The sequence below is a fragment of the Paraburkholderia ribeironis genome, from assembly GCF_900019265.1.
Taxonomy (GTDB): domain Bacteria; phylum Pseudomonadota; class Gammaproteobacteria; order Burkholderiales; family Burkholderiaceae; genus Paraburkholderia; species Paraburkholderia ribeironis.
On sequence record NZ_CYGX02000069.1, the window covers coordinates 44,968 to 61,846 of the forward strand.

General features: G+C 62.5%; 16 protein-coding genes and 1 pseudogene. 7 read left to right on the plus strand and 10 right to left on the minus strand.

From position 1 onward, the window contains the following. Positions 1-3 precede the first annotated feature (3 nt). The 5 genes from BN2475_RS26785 to pcaH form a co-directional block, all read right to left on the minus strand. Positions 4-228, minus strand: coding sequence for a hypothetical protein (locus tag BN2475_RS26785; protein ID WP_094782477.1), 225 nt, complete (start codon positions 226-228; stop codon positions 4-6). 289 nt (positions 229-517) lie between these two features. Next, positions 518-721 (minus strand): cold-shock protein, encoded by a 204-nt coding sequence (locus BN2475_RS26790; RefSeq protein ID WP_094782478.1) that lies wholly within the window; start codon positions 719-721, stop codon positions 518-520. A gap of 325 nt (positions 722-1,046) precedes the next feature. Then, on the minus strand, positions 1,047-1,682 hold the full coding sequence (locus tag BN2475_RS26795; protein WP_094782479.1) for a LysE family translocator: 636 nt from the start codon (positions 1,680-1,682) through the stop codon (positions 1,047-1,049). 408 nt (positions 1,683-2,090) lie between these two features. Further along, positions 2,091-2,678 carry a protocatechuate 3,4-dioxygenase subunit alpha gene (gene pcaG / locus BN2475_RS26800; RefSeq protein ID WP_094782480.1) on the minus strand — a complete coding sequence of 196 codons (588 nt, stop codon included), beginning with the start codon at positions 2,676-2,678 and terminating at the stop codon, positions 2,091-2,093. Positions 2,679-2,681: 3 nt separating this feature from the next. Next, a complete protein-coding gene (gene pcaH, locus BN2475_RS26805; protein WP_094782481.1) occupies positions 2,682-3,386 on the minus strand; it encodes a protocatechuate 3,4-dioxygenase subunit beta in 705 nt (234 codons plus the stop codon). A gap of 107 nt (positions 3,387-3,493) precedes the next feature. Here pcaH and pcaQ point away from each other — a divergent pair, with 107 nt between their 5' ends. From pcaQ to BN2475_RS26820, 3 genes and pseudogenes are all read left to right on the plus strand, one after another. Next, on the plus strand, positions 3,494-4,504 hold the full coding sequence (gene pcaQ, locus BN2475_RS26810; RefSeq protein ID WP_094782482.1) for a pca operon transcription factor PcaQ: 1,011 nt from the start codon (positions 3,494-3,496) through the stop codon (positions 4,502-4,504). Positions 4,505-4,766: 262 nt separating this feature from the next. Beyond that, the gene (locus BN2475_RS26815; protein WP_094782483.1) at positions 4,767-5,897 is read left to right on the plus strand and encodes a 4-hydroxyphenylpyruvate dioxygenase family protein; all 1,131 of its coding nucleotides are present in this window, start codon (positions 4,767-4,769) and stop codon (positions 5,895-5,897) included. A gap of 49 nt (positions 5,898-5,946) precedes the next feature. Continuing rightward, a pseudogene (locus BN2475_RS26820) lies at positions 5,947-6,144 on the plus strand (DUF1338 domain-containing protein); the annotation flags it as partial. A 42-nt stretch (positions 6,145-6,186) separates the two neighbouring features. Here the strand turns inward: BN2475_RS26820 and BN2475_RS26825 are convergent. The 5 genes from BN2475_RS26825 to BN2475_RS26845 all read right to left on the minus strand — a co-directional run bounded on the left by BN2475_RS26825 (position 6,187) and on the right by BN2475_RS26845 (position 11,142). Beyond that, positions 6,187-6,819, minus strand: a complete 633-nt coding sequence (locus BN2475_RS26825; protein ID WP_094782484.1) for a helix-turn-helix domain-containing protein — start codon at positions 6,817-6,819, stop codon at positions 6,187-6,189. A 309-nt stretch (positions 6,820-7,128) separates the two neighbouring features. Next, positions 7,129-7,953 (minus strand): isocitrate lyase/PEP mutase family protein, encoded by an 825-nt coding sequence (locus tag BN2475_RS26830; RefSeq protein WP_094782485.1) that lies wholly within the window; start codon positions 7,951-7,953, stop codon positions 7,129-7,131. 366 nt (positions 7,954-8,319) lie between these two features. Beyond that, positions 8,320-8,622: a DUF4148 domain-containing protein gene (locus BN2475_RS26835; protein WP_094782486.1), complete on the minus strand. Its 303-nt coding sequence runs from the start codon at positions 8,620-8,622 to the stop codon at positions 8,320-8,322. 171 nt (positions 8,623-8,793) lie between these two features. Then, the gene (locus BN2475_RS26840; protein WP_094782487.1) at positions 8,794-9,891 is read right to left on the minus strand and encodes an aldose epimerase family protein; all 1,098 of its coding nucleotides are present in this window, start codon (positions 9,889-9,891) and stop codon (positions 8,794-8,796) included. A 33-nt stretch (positions 9,892-9,924) separates the two neighbouring features. Further along, positions 9,925-11,142, minus strand: a complete 1,218-nt coding sequence (locus tag BN2475_RS26845) for a XylR family transcriptional regulator (protein WP_094782488.1) — start codon at positions 11,140-11,142, stop codon at positions 9,925-9,927. A gap of 269 nt (positions 11,143-11,411) precedes the next feature. On the opposite strand from BN2475_RS26845, the gene xylA reads away from it, so the two are divergent. The 4 genes from xylA to BN2475_RS26865 all read left to right on the plus strand — a co-directional run bounded on the left by xylA (position 11,412) and on the right by BN2475_RS26865 (position 16,712). Further along, the gene (gene xylA, locus BN2475_RS26850; RefSeq protein ID WP_094782503.1) at positions 11,412-12,734 is read left to right on the plus strand and encodes a xylose isomerase; all 1,323 of its coding nucleotides are present in this window, start codon (positions 11,412-11,414) and stop codon (positions 12,732-12,734) included. Positions 12,735-12,845: 111 nt separating this feature from the next. Next, positions 12,846-13,874, plus strand: a complete 1,029-nt coding sequence (gene xylF, locus BN2475_RS26855) for a D-xylose ABC transporter substrate-binding protein (RefSeq protein WP_094782489.1) — start codon at positions 12,846-12,848, stop codon at positions 13,872-13,874. An 82-nt stretch (positions 13,875-13,956) separates the two neighbouring features. Beyond that, entirely contained in the window at positions 13,957-15,516 is a 1,560-nt protein-coding gene (gene xylG / locus BN2475_RS26860; RefSeq protein WP_094782490.1) for a D-xylose ABC transporter ATP-binding protein, read from the plus strand. Next, on the plus strand, positions 15,513-16,712 hold the full coding sequence (locus BN2475_RS26865) for a sugar ABC transporter permease (protein WP_094782491.1): 1,200 nt from the start codon (positions 15,513-15,515) through the stop codon (positions 16,710-16,712). The genes xylG and BN2475_RS26865 overlap by 4 nt, the downstream gene beginning before the upstream one ends. Positions 16,713-16,879 lie beyond the last annotated feature (167 nt).

Sequence of the window (16,879 nt, forward strand, 5' to 3'; positions counted from 1 at the left end):
CGCTCAACCGCGTGTGTCGACCCAGTGATGGGCCCAGCGTGTCGAATGCCGCAGAGCTTGTTCTTCGTTCGAGAAATAGTCGAGCGAATAGAACTGGTAGCGTCCTTCCGTGCGTGTGCAGCCGGCGCGTTCGAGCAGCAGGTTGGATGAAAAGCTACCGTCCGGCAAACGATGCGCGGAAGGTTTGACGGCATAGCCGTTGTAATAGTGAAGATGTTTGTCGTGCATTTTAATTTTAGTGATGTTCGACCGCGTGCCGGCCGTACGTACCCGTGATACGAGTGACGCGGACGAGCTGATTCAAAGCCATTGCGAGCCGAATCCAGACGCAATCGGAAAGAAAAAACGGGCGTTAAAGCCGGAGGGGAGAATGAGGTGCAACGAGACGAGGTGTTGGCGCCTGGATAAGCTGCCTGAATTGCAGCTCAAAAGCGATCGCGCCAACTGTGGGAGACGAAGCTCCGCGAGGATGTCGCTGCAGCCCGATGTCCGTTGCCGGACATCGAGCCCTTCAAACTTACAGCGGCTTGATGTTCGCCGCTTGCAGACCCTTCGGGCCTTGCTTCGTTTCGAAGCTCACCTTCTGATTTTCAGCCAGCGTCTTGAAGCCGTTGCCGCTGATTTCGGAGAAGTGCGCGAACAGGTCGCTGCCGCCGTTGTCCGGGGTGATGAAACCAAAGCCTTTGCTGTCGTTGAACCACTTTACGGTACCGGTATCCATGAAGAATCCTTGAGAAAAAATAGAAAAGTTTGCTCTGCTTGAGAGCGCGTGAAGCATCAAGGAGGGAGAGGACAACGAATACCGCTGAGGGAGCGAGACATTGATGAACAGCAATCGAACTTCTTGAACTTCGGGCGCCACAGTAACCGCGTGAGCGGTCGGCGTCAACACATAACTTGTAACTGTTTTGCAGGACGCCGCAAATTGCCCACGGTGGTTACGCGGCGAGAGAGTCCCGGTTGCTGGCTTGCCGTGTCAGCAAAAAATGCGGCAAGCCATTCAGGCCGAGCGATTCGTACGATTCGTGCAAGCGGCGCAGAGCGTGTCAGATGCCCACTTTGTGTGCGGTCACGATCAGCCGCAAACCGAGCGCGGCCACGGCACTCGCGGCGACGCGATCGATCCAGGCTTTCCACTGCAAATAGATTTCGCGAGGCCGCCTGCTCGAAAAGCACATGGCGACGATCGTGTACCAGCCGGCTTCAATCGCGAAGATCGCAGGCGGCAGCGCGAAGTAGCACCACAGCGGCGGATGCTGCGGAAGCAGCGCGGCGAAAATACTGCCGTAGTAGACGGCCGTTTTTGGATTGCTGAGTTGCGTGCTCAAGCCGATCCAGAAAGATTTGCGCGGATTGGTGGAGGCGGCTTGCGTGGCGTCGAACGCGAGAGGCCTGGCGGCGCCGCGCCAGATTTTCGACGCGAGGTAGATCAGGTAGATGCCACCGGCCACCTTCAGGCCGATATAAAGCCATTCGACCGTCGCCAGCAACGTGTAGAGGCCGAGCAACGCGATAGCGCTGAAGAACACCCCGCCGATGCCCATGCCGAGCGCCGTGGCGAGACCGTCGCTGCGCGACAGCCCGATCGCATTGCGCGCGACGATGACGAAGCTCGGTCCCGGACTCATCGCGCCTAGCAGCAGCGCAACGAGGATGGTGAGGATGGCAGTCGAAGCAGGCATCGCGGCGTCTCCTTGGTGTTGGGGTGTTGGTCAGAGGAACATAACATAACGGGGCGAGGCGTACCACGCCGGACAGAAGGCACGAACAAACACATAGCGTGCTCACCGAAAAGCAAGCCGATCGAGGTACGCAAGTTGCTTCGGTATCCAAACTAATGACCACGATCGTATTGCCGGGCGGCGGTCGATCGCGCATGATCACAATGCCGACGTGGTGAGGACTCGCCGTCGGTTGGGCCGCTCGCTGCAGTGAACAACTTTTCAGCAGACGCAAAAGCCGAAAGGGCCGAAAAGGCTGAAAAAAAGCCCGCACAAGGCGGGCTCATCGGCTCGGACTTTCGCGATCCAGACGCTGGACGGAACGGGCCGAGTGTACGTGAAGCTATATGAAGGTATAGAAAAAACGCTTCACACGTCGAAAAACACGGTTTCCTTGTCGCCCTGCATATGGATGTCGAAGCGGTACACATTGGCGGCATTCGCATCGCGCCGCGCGATCAGCGTACCGCGCCGATCCGCCGGAACCGCTGCCAGCACGGCATCCTTCTCGTTCGCTTGCGCTTCGTCCTCGAAGTAGATGCGCGTGAACGTGTGCAGCAGCATGCCCCGCATCGTCACGATCACATTCACATGCGGCGCTTCATCCGGGCTGACACGGCCCGGCTTCACCGTTTCCACGATGAAGCGCTTGTGCAGGTCCGTCCCGGTGCCGACGCGTGCAAAGCCGCGAAAGCCGGTTTTCGCGATCTCTTCACGCGACTCCGGGTAGTGGCCGTTCGAATCGACTTGCGACATTTCGATCATCGCATCGCCGACCACCTTGCCGTCGCCGTCGAACACCTGGCCGATGATCGTGATGTGCTCGCCAGCCGCTTCGCGGTCCGCCAGAACGGACGTGAACAGGCTCTTGTAGTCGAAGTCGTACTGCTGCGGGACCAGGCCGTACGCGAAGTAAGGTCCAACCGTTTGCGAAGGCGTTTGCTTCAGAGTGGTCATGGCTTAGCGCTCCATCGGAGTTTCGTTGGGGCCGCGCAGCACGATGTCGAAATCGTAGCCGAGCGCATAGGCCTCTTGCGTGGTGTCGAGCGAGAAGTTCGCGATCAGGCGGTCACGGGCGTGCTCGGGCGTGCCCTGGAAAATCGGGTCGAACGCCAGCAGCGGGTCGCCGGGGAAGTACATCTGCGTAACCAGACGCGAGCCGAAGTAGTCGCCGAACAGCGAGAAGTGAATGTGGTTGGGGCGCCATGCATTCGGGTGATTGCCCCACGGATACGCACCCGGCTTGGTCGTCAGGAAGCGATAGCGGCCTTCGTTGTCGGTGATGCAGCGGCCCGCGCCGAGGAAGTTCGGGTCGAGTGGCGCGTCGTGCTGGTCGGCCTTATGCACGTAGCGGCCGGCCGCATTCGCTTGCCAGATTTCGACCAGCGTATTGCGAGCCGGACGGCCGCCTTCGTCGAGTATCCGGCCCGTCACGATGATGCGTTCGCCGAGCGGCTCGCCGTTACGCACCGCATTGCGCGTCAGATCGTGATCGAGCGCGCCGAGGTCGTCCGTGCCGTAGACCGGCACGCGCTGGTCGCGCAGTTTTTCCTTCAGCGGAATCAGCGGGCGCGTCGGGCCGCGTTTGACCGATGAACCGTAGCCGGGGTAGATGTAGTCGGGGTGGGATGCGAAGTCACGCGGGATAAGGAAGGAATCTTCCATCAGTGTCTCCTTGAAGGAATTGTGGGATACGACTTATGGAGCGACTTTATCCAACCGGAGCGGTTATGCAAAATGATGTTTTCGCCCTTTTCGTATAACATTTCGTTATGCAACGCAGCCTCGCGGACAGCCGCGTCAAATTCCGTCATCTGCAGTGCTTTCTGGCCGTCGCGCAGTTCGGCAGCGTCCAGCGGGCCGCGGACAACCTGTCGATCACCCAGCCCGCGGTCTCCAAGACGGTCGCCGAACTCGAAGCGCTGCTCGGCGTGAAGCTGTTCGAGCGCGGCCGTCACGGCGCCGTGCCGACCCGCGAGGGGCAACTTTTCATGCCGCACGCGAGCGCCTGTGTCAACGCGCTGCGCCAGGGCGTCGACTTGCTGGCGAGCGCGGAAGGCGCGGCCGCGGCGACGCTGGAAATCGGCATTTTGCCGACCGTCGCGGCGGCGTTGATCCCACCGGTGCTCAAACAGTTCGCGGTGCTATGGCCGCGCGTGATCGTGCGGCTCGCGACCGGCGCGAACCCGGAATTGCTCGAGCGTCTGAAAGCCGGCGCGATCGAATTCGCGATCGGGCGATTGGCGGACCCGGAGCGGATGGTCGGCCTCAGTTTCGAGCAGCTGTTCACCGAGTCGTTGATCGCGGTGGTGCGGGCTGGACATCCATTGACGCTGGGTCCGGGATTGCCGGCCGCGTCGCTGGAAGATTTTCCGGTCGTGCTGCCGCCTTTCGGCACGCTGATCCGGCAGTCGGCGGAGAGTCTGTTGAGCGCCTGGGGCGTGCCGCCGCTATCGGCGTTTGTCGAAGTGTTGTCGGTGTCGACCGGCCGTGCGTTGGCGCTCGAGAACGGCGCGGTGTGGTTCGTACCGCTGAGCGCCGTGGAATATGAGCTGGCGCACGGCATGCTGGTACGTTTGCCGCTGCCTTTCGCCGGCACCAGCGAGCCGGTCGGTTTGATCCGGCGCTCGGACACGCAGCCGTCGCCGGCGGGACGGGCGTTTATCGAGGCGGTGCGCGCAGTCGCGCAACGACGCATGGCGGCGAGCGCGGATAAAGCCGATCAAGGCGTCGGCAAAGGCGTGCGAAAAAAACGCAGCCGAAGCAAAGCGCTGGAGAAGTGACGCTAGCTGGCTTGTCATCCGGCTGATCGAAGCCATGCATGAAACACGCAGCGCGCCGATCCGCCGCGAATGAACCATCCAGTACAAAATGAAGGTTGCGATCGCCCCGCGACCCGGTGTACAAACACGGTGCAAAAGCCGTCGCGAGCCACATTTGCCGCGGCACACCGCGCCGCCGGTGTCACACTGCGGGTGGTCGGCGGCTGCACTGAACATCAGAAACACCGGATACAGCGTCGAAAGACTGCACCAGGAGATTGCCATGCCCAGCGACCTGCCCACTCCAGACGCCGCGCTGCGCACCGTGTCGGCGCCCGAGCACAATCCGCTCGGCACCGCCGGGCTCGAATTCGTGGAGTTCGCCGCGCGTGAGCCGCAGGTGCTCGGCGAGACCTTCACCAGACTCGGTTTCAAGGCGATCGCGCGCCATATCAGCAAGGACGTCACGCTGTACCGGCAGGGCGAGATGCAGTTCCTGCTCAATGCCGAGCCCGATTCGTTCGCTGCGCGCTACGCCGAGGAGTACGGCGTGGGCATCTGCGCGATCGGCATTCGTGTGGCCGACGCGCAGCGCGCCTTCGACCGCGCGATCGAGCTCGGCGCGTGGGCGTTCGAAGGCGAGCGGACCGGCGCGGGTGAATTGCTGATTCCAGCGATCCAGGGCATCGGCGATTCGCACATCTATTTCGTCGATCGTTGGCGTGGGCGCGGCGGGCAGCGCGGCGGCCTCGGCGACATCTCGATCTTCGACATCGACTTCCGCCCCATCGAGATCGACACGGCGCACGCCGACCTGAGCCATGCGGGCATCGGCCTCATTGCGGTCGATCATCTGACGCAAACGGTCGGCGAAGGCCGCATGCAGGAATGGCTCGACTTCTATCGCGACCTGCTGAACTTTCGCGAGATTCACGAATTGCACGCGAACTGGCATGTGTCCGCGGAATCGCGGGTGATGGTGTCACCCTGCGGCGCGATCCGTGTGCCGCTGTATGAAGAGGGCACGCGCCGGACCAACCTGATGCACGAGTATCTGCCGGACCATCCGGGCGAAGGCGTGCAGCACATCGCGCTCGCCACCGACGACATCTTCGCGTGCGTCGAAAAGTTGCTCGCGAATGGCGTCGAATTCGTCGAACCGCCGTCGCGCTACTACGAGCAGATCGACGCTCGGCTACCGGGCCATGGGCTCGACGTCGAGCGGCTCAAGCGCACGCACGTTCTGGTGGATGGCGAAATTGGCGCCGATGGCGTGCCGCAGCTGTTTTTCCAGACCTTCCTGCGTCGCCGCGCCGGCGAGATCTTCTTCGAAATCGTGCAGCGCCAGGGGCATCACGGCTTCGGCGAAGGTAATCTGAGCGCGCTCGCGCAGGCGCGTGAGACCGGCGCCTGATAGCCGGCCGTCGGCGCGCTCAAGCGCGCGGTTGATCGGTGGCGGGCATCGCGTGGACATCGTGCGGCGGGAATACTGGGCGTCCGACGGCAGCATGGTGACGCGCGAGGTGTCAGGCTCGTTCTACGGGTTTATCACGCGCGAGCGGAGTTTCGATCGGGACGCGCGTCGCCGGGAAACGGACCTGCGTTTCGACGCGGGCAACGCACAGGGCATCTTCAACATGACTGCGAGCGAGGCCGCCTGAGTACCAAGCTGCGGTGAGCGTACTCATACACATACGCGCGCATCATTTCTTCGTCGCGTCGATGGCGGCCGGCGCTTGCGTGATGTCCGCGCTGGTCGCCATCCACAACACTTCGGCATCCTCTTCGCTGGTGGAAACCGCGGCATGACCGGTGCGGCTATCGAAGTACAGACTGTCGCCCGCGTTCAGATGCGTCGGCGCATACAACTCCGAGTAGAGGCACACGCTGCCGCTGATCACATACAGGAATTCTTCGCCTTCGTGGCGGCCCCAGTCGTCGAACGCGTCGAGCGTATGCGCGGAGATGCGGATGCGAAACGGCAGCATCGCTTTGTGCGCGAGGTCGGTGGCGAGCAACTCCATTTGATAGCCGCGATACGCGTGCCGCTGGCCTTCATTCTTGCGGGTCAACGCGCGGCGGCCGCTGGCGCTCACTTTCGGCGTGGAGCCGAACAGTTCGCCGATTTCGATCTTCAGACCAAGGACGATTTTCTGCAGGACATCGAAAGTGGGGGACATCAGCCCGTTTTCGACTTTGGATAGCGTCGAACGGGAAACGCCGCACAGACGGCTCGCGGTTTCCAGCGTCAGGTCCTGCGCCTGGCGGGCGGCGCGCACGCGGCGGCCGAGGTCGGTGGTCGACGTATCGGCGGGTTTGGTGAGATGGGTGTCCATGGGCTGTGCTGCTTTTTCGCGTACGCGTTTTACGATGGCGGATTGTGTTTCCGATCATAACATTTGACGTCGCTGCCAGATGGGCAAGGGCGGGTGATTCAGGCGGCGGGGTTGTCCGCGGCCCTTCGAGGCCTTGCGCTGGGCCTGGAAGGGCACGTGTGGAGAAAGGCGCGCAGCGCTTTGGACGTCCGCGCGCTTTTCTCATCGGAAACCTTGACGGTCTTTGCCGGGACGTAAGCCGTGCCGATTGAAGGCGGCACGATCCCGCGATGCCCGGCGCGGTGCGACGATCAAGGCAATCGTCGAGCGTCACGCACGGTGCTGGAAAATGTCGTTCAGTTGCGCGCCGGATGCTGCGCCTTCAAAGCCGTCGAAGCGCCCATCGACCAACGCTTGCGCCGCGTGCATGAAGCCGCCCCATGCCACGCGGGCCAGCGCGCCGCCGACACTGATGCGCCGCACGCCGAGCGCGGCCACGTCTTGCAGCGTGAGATTCGACGTCGAGCCGATCAACAGGTTGACAGGCTTCGGCGCCACGGCGGCGACTACGGCTTCGATCTGCTCGCGCGTCTGAATGCCTGGTGCGTAGAGGCAATCGGCGCCCGCCGCGGCATAGGCTTTCAAACGCGCGATCGCGTCGTCCAGATCAGGTTTGCCCGCGAAGAAATTTTCCGCGCGGCCGATCAGCAACGTCTCGCCACCCGTTTCGTCGATCGCACGGCGTGCCGCGCTGAGCCTTTGGACGGCGACGTCGATTGGGAACAGCGCGGAGGCGGGATCGCCGGTGGAATCTTCGATCGACAGGCCGGCAACACCGGTTTCGACGGCCAGCCTGACACTTTCGGCGACGCCTGCCGGATCGCGGCCGAAGCCGTTCTCGAAGTCGGCGTTGACCGGCAGGTCGGTCGCTTCGACGATCTCGCGCAGGTGCGCGAGGACCGCCTCACGAGGCACCGTGTTGTCGGCGTGTCCGGTGGACCACGCAAACCCGGAGCTGGTGGTGGCGACGGCCTTGAAGCCCAGCGTTTGCAGATAACGGGCGCTGCCCGCATCCCAGGGATTGGGCAGCACGAAACAACCGGACGTATGCAATTCACGAAAGGCGGCGCGTTTCTCAGCGATGGTGCGGGACATGGCGTGTTTCCTTGAAATGAGGGAGTCGAAACTACCGTGTTGATCAGGCAACTTCAGGATTGACCACAGGGCAGTCTATTCCCGGATTCGGACGCATGTCGACCGCACGTGGCGCCCCGCATCGGCAAGAGTACTTGCGAAGCATGAATAGGGAAACCTGTTGAAGGAGGGTGAAAAGAGGAAGGGACTAGCGCGTGAGTAGAGCGCGGACAACCAGGCCATTGGTTTCACGACATCAGAACACGTTCCGGCATTGAATTGGCCACTCGCATGAGAGGCATCACACATTTCAGACCGCGCAATACGCAAAGGCGAGCACATGCTTCAAGAAGCATGGCTCGCCTCATCCTGCGCAACAGTGGTCTGTTACTTCGCCGGGGTCTCGCCAGCATTGCCACCCGTCTGCGTCGCTCCGGTCGGCGCCGGACCATAGCCGGTCGTATTGCCCTGAGCCATTGCGTTGTGCGCGGCAACGCGCGCTTCGGCCGCCTGTATGTCGGCGGGATAGTTCGAATCGGCGGACATGGCCGGGTTGTATCCGGCCTGCTCGAGCTGCTTCAACTGATCCTTGACCTCTGCACGCGTGAGCGGTTGCTCGGATTGCGCGAACGACGCAACCGGCGCAGCAAGAACGACGACCAGCGCCACTGCTTTGGCTAGCGATTTCATGGTGGTTCCCTCCGGAATTGTTCTATAGAGCGCCGCGGCACTCCGCGACACCCATGAACGCAGTCTATGAAGCGACTGATCCAGGGGAAACTACCAAGACGTTAATTCAGTATTGCAGCAAACAGTAAGTCGGCACGATGTAATGTCGGGCGTAAGACTCCAGCAAACGCATTACACGCCGTTGCGCACATCGACCCGATAAGCCGTCACCTGCCGGTATGTCGCGCCGGGCCGCAGGATCACCTCTTCCTGCGTGGCCATGTTCACCTGGTTCGGAAAGGCTGCGGCTTCCAGACACAATCCGGCATGCCGCTGATATCTGGCGCCGGCGCGTCCCAGGTCGCCTTTCAGGAAGTTGCCGCTATAGAACTGTAAGCCGCGTTGATCGGTCGACACGGTCAATTCGCGTCCGCTGCCGGGGTCGTACGCACAGGCCACCTCGCGCATCGGCCGCGTGCCTTTGGTCGCACCTGTCGTCGTGCCGGCGTCGGATGCATCGCGCAGCACGTAGCAATGATCGAAGCCGCCGGCCCTCGCCAGTTGCGTATGCGGCCAGTCCAGCCGCGCGCCGATCGGCGCGCTCTGCCTGAAATCGAACGCATTGCCCGCCACGTCGGCAAGCCTGCACGGAATCAATGCGGTGTCGACTTCGAAGAATTGCTCCGCATCGATCGACAACACGTGGCCGTGTATGTCGGTGCCCGGCCGGCCCGCCAGATTGAAGTACGCATGATTCGTCAGATTGAGCGGCGTCGCCGCATCGGTGATCGCCTCGTAGGCGATGGTCAACGTGCCGTCGTCGTCGAGCGAGTAGCGCACCTGGGTGGTCACGTTGCCCGGAAAACCCGCGTCGCCTTCGGGCGATTCCAGGCGCATCAGCAACGCGCCATTGTCTTCGCTGACGTCCCATAGCGCGCGATGAAAACCCACCGTGCCGCCATGCAGCAGGTTTGCGCCTTCGTTGCGATCGAGCGTGTATTCGATGCCGTCGAGCGTGAAGCGCGCTTCGGCAATGCGATTCGCCCAGCGGCCAATCAAACCGCCCATGTAGGTCGTGGCCGCCACATACTCGGCGGGTGTGTCGTAGCCGAGCAGGATGTCGCCGAGACGTCCGGCGCGATCCGGCGCGTGCCACGACACCAGTGTCGCGCCGAGGTCGCTAATGGCGACTTTCATACCGTGCGCATTGCGAAGCGTGTAGAGCCGGACGCGATCGCCGCCGTGCAACGTGCCCCACGGCTCAGAAGAAAGTTGTGCGATGCTGTTCATGTGATCGGTGGAAATAAAAGGGAGAAGGCATGCTCAGCCGGCCGCGGTCGTCGAATTGGCGCGCTCCTGGTATTCGCGCGGCGTGCAGCCCAGTTCGCGGCGAAACACTGCGTACATGTATTGCAGCGACGTGAAGCCGCAACGGATCGCCACTTCCGCGCTCGACGCGTCGCGCTTGGCCAGCAGCGCCTTCGCGACGTCGAGCTTGTGCCGCAGGATTTCCTGGTGCACGGTGCACTGCCGCTCGCGCCGAAAATACTCTTCGAGCGACGAGCGCGACACGCCTACGTAATCGGCCACCTGTTCGGTGCGAATCCCCTGGCATGCGTACTGCCGGATGAAGTGCCGCGCTCGCATCACGTACGGACTGGCGAGCGGCTGATGCCGGGTCGATTCGAGCACGTTGATGCCGACCGGCGGCACGAGAATGCGTCGCCCTGGAAAACGCGCGCCGTGCAGCATCTGATGCAGAACGTGCGCGGCGGTGCGGCCCATTTCCTCGGTGCCTTGGATTACCGACGACAGCGGAATGCGCGTCAACGTACGCGTGAGCGGATCGTTGTCGATGCCGATGATCGCGACCTCCTCGGGCACCGGAATACCCGCGATCAAACATGCTTGCAGCAGATGCCGTGCCCGCGCGTCGGTCACCGCGATGATGCCGACCGGCTTGGGCAACTGCCGCAGCCAAGTAGTGAGCTGTTCGATCGCCTGGTTCCACGACGGCGCGCTCGTCGACAGGCCGCGATAGATCTCGCTGTCGATCTGCGCGGCGCTGCGTCCGTCCGCGCTGCGCAGATGGGTGAACGCGAGTTCGCGCTGTTGCGCCCAGCGGTTTTCCTGCGCTTGCGGCAGGCTGTACAACGCGAAGTGTTCGAGGCCCGAGCCGATCAGATGCGTATAGGCGAGCGACACGAGCTTGCTGTTGTCGGTCGCGATATAGGGTAAATCCGGAGGGTAGTGCGCCGGATCTTCGAACGACGAGCCGACCGCCACCACCGGCAACCGGCAACCGCGCAGCGCTTCATCGACGGCGGGGTCGTCGAAGTCCGCGATGATGCCGTCGCCGTCGAAGCGCTCGATGCCCGTTAGCCGGCAGCGAAAATCTTCTTCCAGAAAGAGATCCCATGCGACGCGCGTCGACAGCAGATAGTTGCCGATGCCGGTGATGATCTCGCGGTCATAAACCTTGTTCGCGTTGAACAGCAGCGCGATCCGATGGGTCGTCTGTGGTGTTTGCGGACGGGTCATGGCGGTGAGCGGCGCGCGTTGCGGGAACCACGCGCCCTTGTCTCCAGGTCGGTGGGCGCCTGACGCGGCGCCGGTTTTTAAGCGTCCGTTATTCTAGGCCGCGAATCGTGCGCCGGTGCCAAACAAACGCGCGGGCGGTAAGAAACATCAAGCACGCTGCGCAATTTCGCAATTGCCGATGTACCGCGCACGCGGCAGCATGGCGTCACCCTGTGGACCGGCGCGGCGACGCCGCACGGGTTGCGGTGCAACATACACTGGAGACGCCGATGTCTTACTTCGAACACATTCCCAAGATCCGTTATGAAGGCCCACAATCGGACAACCCGCTTGCGTACCGTCACTACGACAAAAGCAAACGGGTCCTCGGCAAGACGCTCGAAGAACATCTGCGCATCGCCGTGTGCTACTGGCATACGTTCGTGTGGCCGGGCGTCGATATTTTCGGGCAAGGCACATTCAAGCGTCCCTGGCAGCAAGCCGGCGATGCGATGGAGCGGGCGCATCAGAAAGCCGACGCCGCGTTCGAGTTCTTCTCCAGGCTCGGCACGCCCTACTACACCTTTCACGACACCGACGTCGCGCCCGAAGGTGCGAGCCTGAACGAATACAGCGAGAACTTTGCCCGCATCGCCGACTATCTCGCGCGCAAGCAGCAGGACACCGGCGTCAAACTGCTGTGGGGCACGGCCAATCTGTTCTCGCATCCACGTTACGCGGCCGGCGCGGCGACCAGTCCCGACCCCGAGATCTTCGCGTATGCCGCGACCCAGGTGCGCCACGCGCTCGACGCGACGCAGCGGCTCGGCGGCGAGAACTATGTGTTGTGGGGTGGCCGCGAAGGCTACGACACGCTGCTCAATACCGACCTCGTGCGCGAACGCGAGCAACTCGCCCGCTTCCTGCACATGGTGGTCGACCATGCGCAGAAAATCGGCTTCAAGGGCTCGCTCCTGATCGAACCGAAGCCGCAGGAGCCGACCAAGCATCAATACGATTATGACGTTGCGACCGTGCACGGCTTCCTGCTGCAACACGGACTCGACAAGGCCATCCGCGTGAACATCGAGGCCAATCATGCGACGCTCGCGGGCCACTCGTTTCATCACGAGATCGCGACTGCGTACGCGCTCGGGATTTTCGGCAGCGTCGACGCCAATCGCGGCGATCCGCAAAACGGTTGGGACACCGATCAGTTCCCGAATAGCGTCGAAGAACTGACACTGGCGTTCTACGAGATCCTCAGACACGGCGGCTTCACGACGGGCGGCATGAACTTCGACTCGAAGGTGCGGCGGCAAAGCGTCGATCCGGAAGATCTGTTCTACGGCCACATCGGTGCGATCGATAACCTCGCGCTTGCCGTCGAGCGCGCGGCGGTGCTGATCGAAAACGATCGTCTCGAGCAGTTCAAACGTCAACGCTATGCGGGCTGGAACGCGGAGTTCGGCCGCAAGATCCTCGCGGGCGACTATGCACTGTCCACTCTGGCCGACGATGCGTTGGCGCGCGGTCTCAATCCGCAGCACGCAAGCGGTCAGCAGGAGCGGATGGAGAACATCGTCAATCAGGCAATTTATAGCGGACGCTGAAACGCATCCGGTGTATGCAACAGGAGCTGCAAGCTTCGTAGAAGAATCGTGCGACTACGCTGATCGCGCAAAACAATCCGGTATTCCGGCTATCACAAGAAGGAGACAGAGATGAAATTCGCTACGCGTCGTAACGTACTGAGCTCGCTGGTGTGTGGAGCGGTGCTCGCCAGTCTTTCGCTTGCCGCGCCGCTCGCGCATGCCAGCAAGGATCATCCGGAAATCGGCTTCTGTATCGACGATCTGCGTGTCGAACGGTGGTCGCGCGATCGCGACTACTTTGTGGCCGCAGCGGAGAAGCTCGGCGCGAAAGTATCGGTGCAATCCGCCGACGCAAGCGAGGAGCGCCAGATTTCGCAGATCGAAAACCTGATCTCGCGCGGCGTCGATGTGATCGTGATCGTGCCGTTCAATTCGAAGACGCTCGGCAACGTGGTCGCCGAGGCGAAGAAAGCGGGCATCAAGGTGGTCTCGTATGACCGTCTGATTCTCGACGCCGATGTGGACGGCTATATCTCCTTCGACAACGAGAAGGTCGGCGAATTGCAGGCGCAAGGCGTCTACAACGCGCAGCCGAAGGGCAACTATTTCCTGCTCGGCGGCGCGCCGACCGACAACAATGCGAAGATGCTGCGCGAAGGTCAGCTGAAGGTGCTCAAGCCTGCGATCGACAAGGGTGACATCAAGGTGGTCGGGCAGCAGTGGGTGCCTGAGTGGAGCGCGTCGACCGCGCTGCGGATCGTCGAAGATGCGCTGACGGCCAACAACAACAAGATCGACGCGATCGTTGCGTCGAACGACGGCACTGCGGGCGGCGCGATCCAGGCGCTGGCCGCGCAGCACATGGCGGGCAAGGTGCCGGTGTCGGGTCAGGACGCGGACCTCGCGGCGGTGAAGCGCGTGATCGCCGGAACGCAGACCATGACCGTGTACAAACCGCTGAAGCTGATTGCCGGCGAAGCGGCGAAACTCTCGGTGGCGCTCGCGAAGGGCGACAAGCCCGCCTATAACGCGCAATACGACAACGGCAAGAAGAAGGTCGACACGGTGCTGCTGCAACCCACGTTGCTGACCAAGAGCAATGTCGATGTGGTCGTCAAGGACGGCTTCTATAGCCAGGCCCAGCTCGCGAGCCAATGAGCGTAACGTGTGCGCGGCGGACTGCGGTGCGTGTCGTGCGCATCGCGAGGCCCGCTGCGCGCCTTGCACCGAGGCATAGCGAATGACGCAACCTCTACTGACGATGCGCGGCATCGTCAAAGCCTTTTCCGGCGTGAAAGCGCTCGACGGCATCGACCTGACGGTCGCACCGGGCGAATGCGTGGGCCTGTGCGGCGAGAACGGCGCGGGCAAGTCGACGCTGATGAAAGTGCTGTCCGGCGTGTACCCGCACGGTACCTGGGATGGCGAAATAAGCTGGGAAGGCGAGCCGCTGAAGGCGGCCAGCGTGCGCGACACGGAACGCGCCGGCATCATCATCATTCACCAGGAATTGATGCTGGTGCCAGAGTTGTCGGTGGCGGAGAACATCTTTCTCGGCAATGAGATCACGCTGCCCGGCGGCCGCATGAATTATGCGGCCATGTACCAGCGCGCCGACGAACTGCTGCGTGAACTCGGCATCAGCGGAATCAATGCCGCGCAGCCAGTCATGAATTACGGCGGCGGCCATCAGCAACTGATCGAGATCGCGAAAGCGCTGAACAAGCGCGCCAAGCTGCTGATTCTGGATGAACCGTCGTCGTCGCTGAGCGCGTCGGAAATCGCCAATCTGCTCGACATCGTGCGCGACCTGAAGCGGCGCGGCATTGCCTGCGTGTACATTTCGCACAAGCTCGACGAGGTGGCGGCGGTATGCGACACGATCAGCGTGATTCGCGATGGCCGTCACGTCGCGACCGAGCCGATGCGCGCGCTCACCACCGACCGCATCATCTCGCTGATGGTGGGCCGCGAGATCAAGAACCTGTTTCCGCGTGAGCCGCATCCGATCGGCGACGTGATCTTCGAAGCGCGCCACGTCACCTGTTTCGATGTGACCAATCCGCGCCGCAAGCGCGTGGACGACGTGTCGTTTGCGTTGCGGCATGGCGAGATTCTCGGTGTGGCCGGTCTGGTGGGCGCGGGTCGCACGGAGTTGATGCAGGCGATTTTTGGCGCGTATCCCGGCGTGAGCGAGGCAACCGTCGTGATGGACGGCAAGCCGCTAAAGATTCGCGGAGCCGACGATGCGATTCGCGCGGGCATCGCGATGGTGCCGGAAGATCGCAAACGCCACGGCATCGTGCCGGGGCTGAGCGTCGGGCACAACATCACGCTCGCGGTGTTGCAGCGTTTCGCATCGGGCGGGCGGATCGACTCCGCCGCCGAACTCGACACGATCCACACGGAAATGAAGCGGCTGTCGGTGCGCGCCGCGCATCCGATGCTGTCGATAGCGAGCCTGTCGGGCGGCAATCAACAGAAGGCCGTGCTCACGCGCATGCTGCTGACCGATCCGAAGGTGCTGATTCTCGATGAACCGACGCGCGGTGTCGATGTCGGCGCGAAGTACGAAATTTACAAGCTGATTTTCCAACTGGCGCAGCGCGGCATGTCGATCGTGATGGTGTCGTCCGAATTGCCGGAAGTGCTCGGCATCAGCGATCGCGTGCTGGTGATCGGCGAAGGCGAGTTGCGCGGCGACTTCGTCAACGATGCTCTCACGCAGGAGGACATACTCGGCGCCGCGATCCGTCCCGTGCAGCTATCCCCGAACCCAACCGCAGTGAGTGCCGCATGACGCCCGACGTTACTTCCCAACGCGCCGACAATACCGTGCCGCGAGGCGCATTCGGCGGCTCGCAACGTATTCAGCAACTGTTCGCGCGCTACAAGATTCTTGCGTTGCTGATCGCCGTGGCCGTGATCTGGATTTTCTTTTCGGCGCTCACGCACGGCGCGTTCGTCACGCCGCGCAATCTGTCGAACCTGCTGCGGCAGATGTCGATTACGGGCATGCTCGCATGTGGCATGGTGTTCGTGATCATCGCCGGCGAGATCGATCTGTCGGTCGGCTCGCTGCTCGGCTTGCTCGGCGGCGTGGCGGCGATCCTCGACGTCAACCGGCACTGGCCGATCGGCGTCACCGTGCCGGCGGTGATGCTGCTCGGGGTCGCGGTCGGCTTGTTCAATGGCTGGTGGTCGACGTATCGGCGTGTGCCTTCGTTCATCGTCGGGCTGGGCGGCATGCTCGCGTATCGCGGCATTCTGCTTGGCGTGACCGGCGGTTCGACGATCGCGCCGGTATCGGACAGTTTCGTGTTCGTCGGCCAGGGCTACCTGCCGCGCTTCGCGGGCGATACGCTCGCGGTGGTGCTGTTTGTGCTGCTCGCGTTCCTGACGATACGGCAGCGCGCCAACCGCCAGCGCTATCAGTTGCGGGTGGTGCCGATCTGGCAGGACGTCGCGAAGGTGGTCGGCGCGGGCGCGATTCTGGCCGGCTTCGTCGCCACGCTCGACCGTTACGGCGGCATTCCGGTGCCGGTTCTGCTGCTGCTCGCGCTGCTGGGAATCTTCACGTGGATCGCGACGCAGACGGTATTCGGCAGGCGCATCTATGCGGTGGGTTCGAACCTCGAAGCGACGCGGCTCTCGGGTGTCAATACCAACCGCGTGAAGCTCGCGATCTTCGCGCTGATGGGACTGATGTGCGCATTCGCCGGGATCGTCAACACGGCGCGGCTCGCGGCAGGCTCGCCGTCGGCCGGCTCGATGGGCGAACTCGATGCGATCGCCGCGTGCTTTATCGGCGGCACGTCGATGCGCGGCGGCTCCGGCACGGTGTACGGCGCATTGATCGGCGCGCTGGTGATGGCAAGCCTCGATAACGGCATGTCGATGCTCGATGTCGACGCCTATTGGCAAATGATCGTGAAGGGCGGCATTCTGGTGCTAGCAGTGTGGATTGATGTCATGTCGGGATCGAACCGGCGATGAATTGAGACGCACGCGAGGTGCGCCGGTCGACACCGGCGCACCCATCCCTGCCACATTTAATGAAACGCCCCACGACTCCCTGCGCCGGACCTATCCCCTTCATCGCCCCGCCCCACGGCCGTCTGACCTGACCACGCGAATTTAAGTCTCCCGGCCGCCTGTCCGTC

Excerpts from the sequence above, each read along its gene's own strand:
- BN2475_RS26785 (WP_094782477.1), bottom strand. The coding sequence starts at position 228 with ATGCACGACAAACATCTTCACTATTACAACGGCTATGCCGTCAAACCT.
- BN2475_RS26840 (WP_094782487.1), bottom strand. The coding sequence starts at position 9,891 with ATGAACAGCATCGCACAACTTTCTTCTGAGCCGTGGGGCACGTTGCAC.
- pcaH (WP_094782481.1), bottom strand. The coding sequence starts at position 3,386 with ATGGAAGATTCCTTCCTTATCCCGCGTGACTTCGCATCCCACCCCGAC.
- xylA (WP_094782503.1), top strand. The coding sequence starts at position 11,412 with ATGTCTTACTTCGAACACATTCCCAAGATCCGTTATGAAGGCCCACAA.
- pcaG (WP_094782480.1), bottom strand. The coding sequence starts at position 2,678 with ATGACCACTCTGAAGCAAACGCCTTCGCAAACGGTTGGACCTTACTTC.
- BN2475_RS26790 (WP_094782478.1), bottom strand. The coding sequence starts at position 721 with ATGGATACCGGTACCGTAAAGTGGTTCAACGACAGCAAAGGCTTTGGT.
- pcaQ (WP_094782482.1), top strand. The coding sequence starts at position 3,494 with ATGCAACGCAGCCTCGCGGACAGCCGCGTCAAATTCCGTCATCTGCAG.
- BN2475_RS26845 (WP_094782488.1), bottom strand. The coding sequence starts at position 11,142 with ATGACCCGTCCGCAAACACCACAGACGACCCATCGGATCGCGCTGCTG.
- BN2475_RS26835 (WP_094782486.1), bottom strand. The coding sequence starts at position 8,622 with ATGAAATCGCTAGCCAAAGCAGTGGCGCTGGTCGTCGTTCTTGCTGCG.
- BN2475_RS26815 (WP_094782483.1), top strand. The coding sequence starts at position 4,767 with ATGCCCAGCGACCTGCCCACTCCAGACGCCGCGCTGCGCACCGTGTCG.
- BN2475_RS26865 (WP_094782491.1), top strand. The coding sequence starts at position 15,513 with ATGACGCCCGACGTTACTTCCCAACGCGCCGACAATACCGTGCCGCGA.
- xylF (WP_094782489.1), top strand. The coding sequence starts at position 12,846 with ATGAAATTCGCTACGCGTCGTAACGTACTGAGCTCGCTGGTGTGTGGA.
- BN2475_RS26795 (WP_094782479.1), bottom strand. The coding sequence starts at position 1,682 with ATGCCTGCTTCGACTGCCATCCTCACCATCCTCGTTGCGCTGCTGCTA.
- BN2475_RS26825 (WP_094782484.1), bottom strand. The coding sequence starts at position 6,819 with ATGGACACCCATCTCACCAAACCCGCCGATACGTCGACCACCGACCTC.
- BN2475_RS26830 (WP_094782485.1), bottom strand. The coding sequence starts at position 7,953 with ATGTCCCGCACCATCGCTGAGAAACGCGCCGCCTTTCGTGAATTGCAT.
- xylG (WP_094782490.1), top strand. The coding sequence starts at position 13,957 with ATGACGCAACCTCTACTGACGATGCGCGGCATCGTCAAAGCCTTTTCC.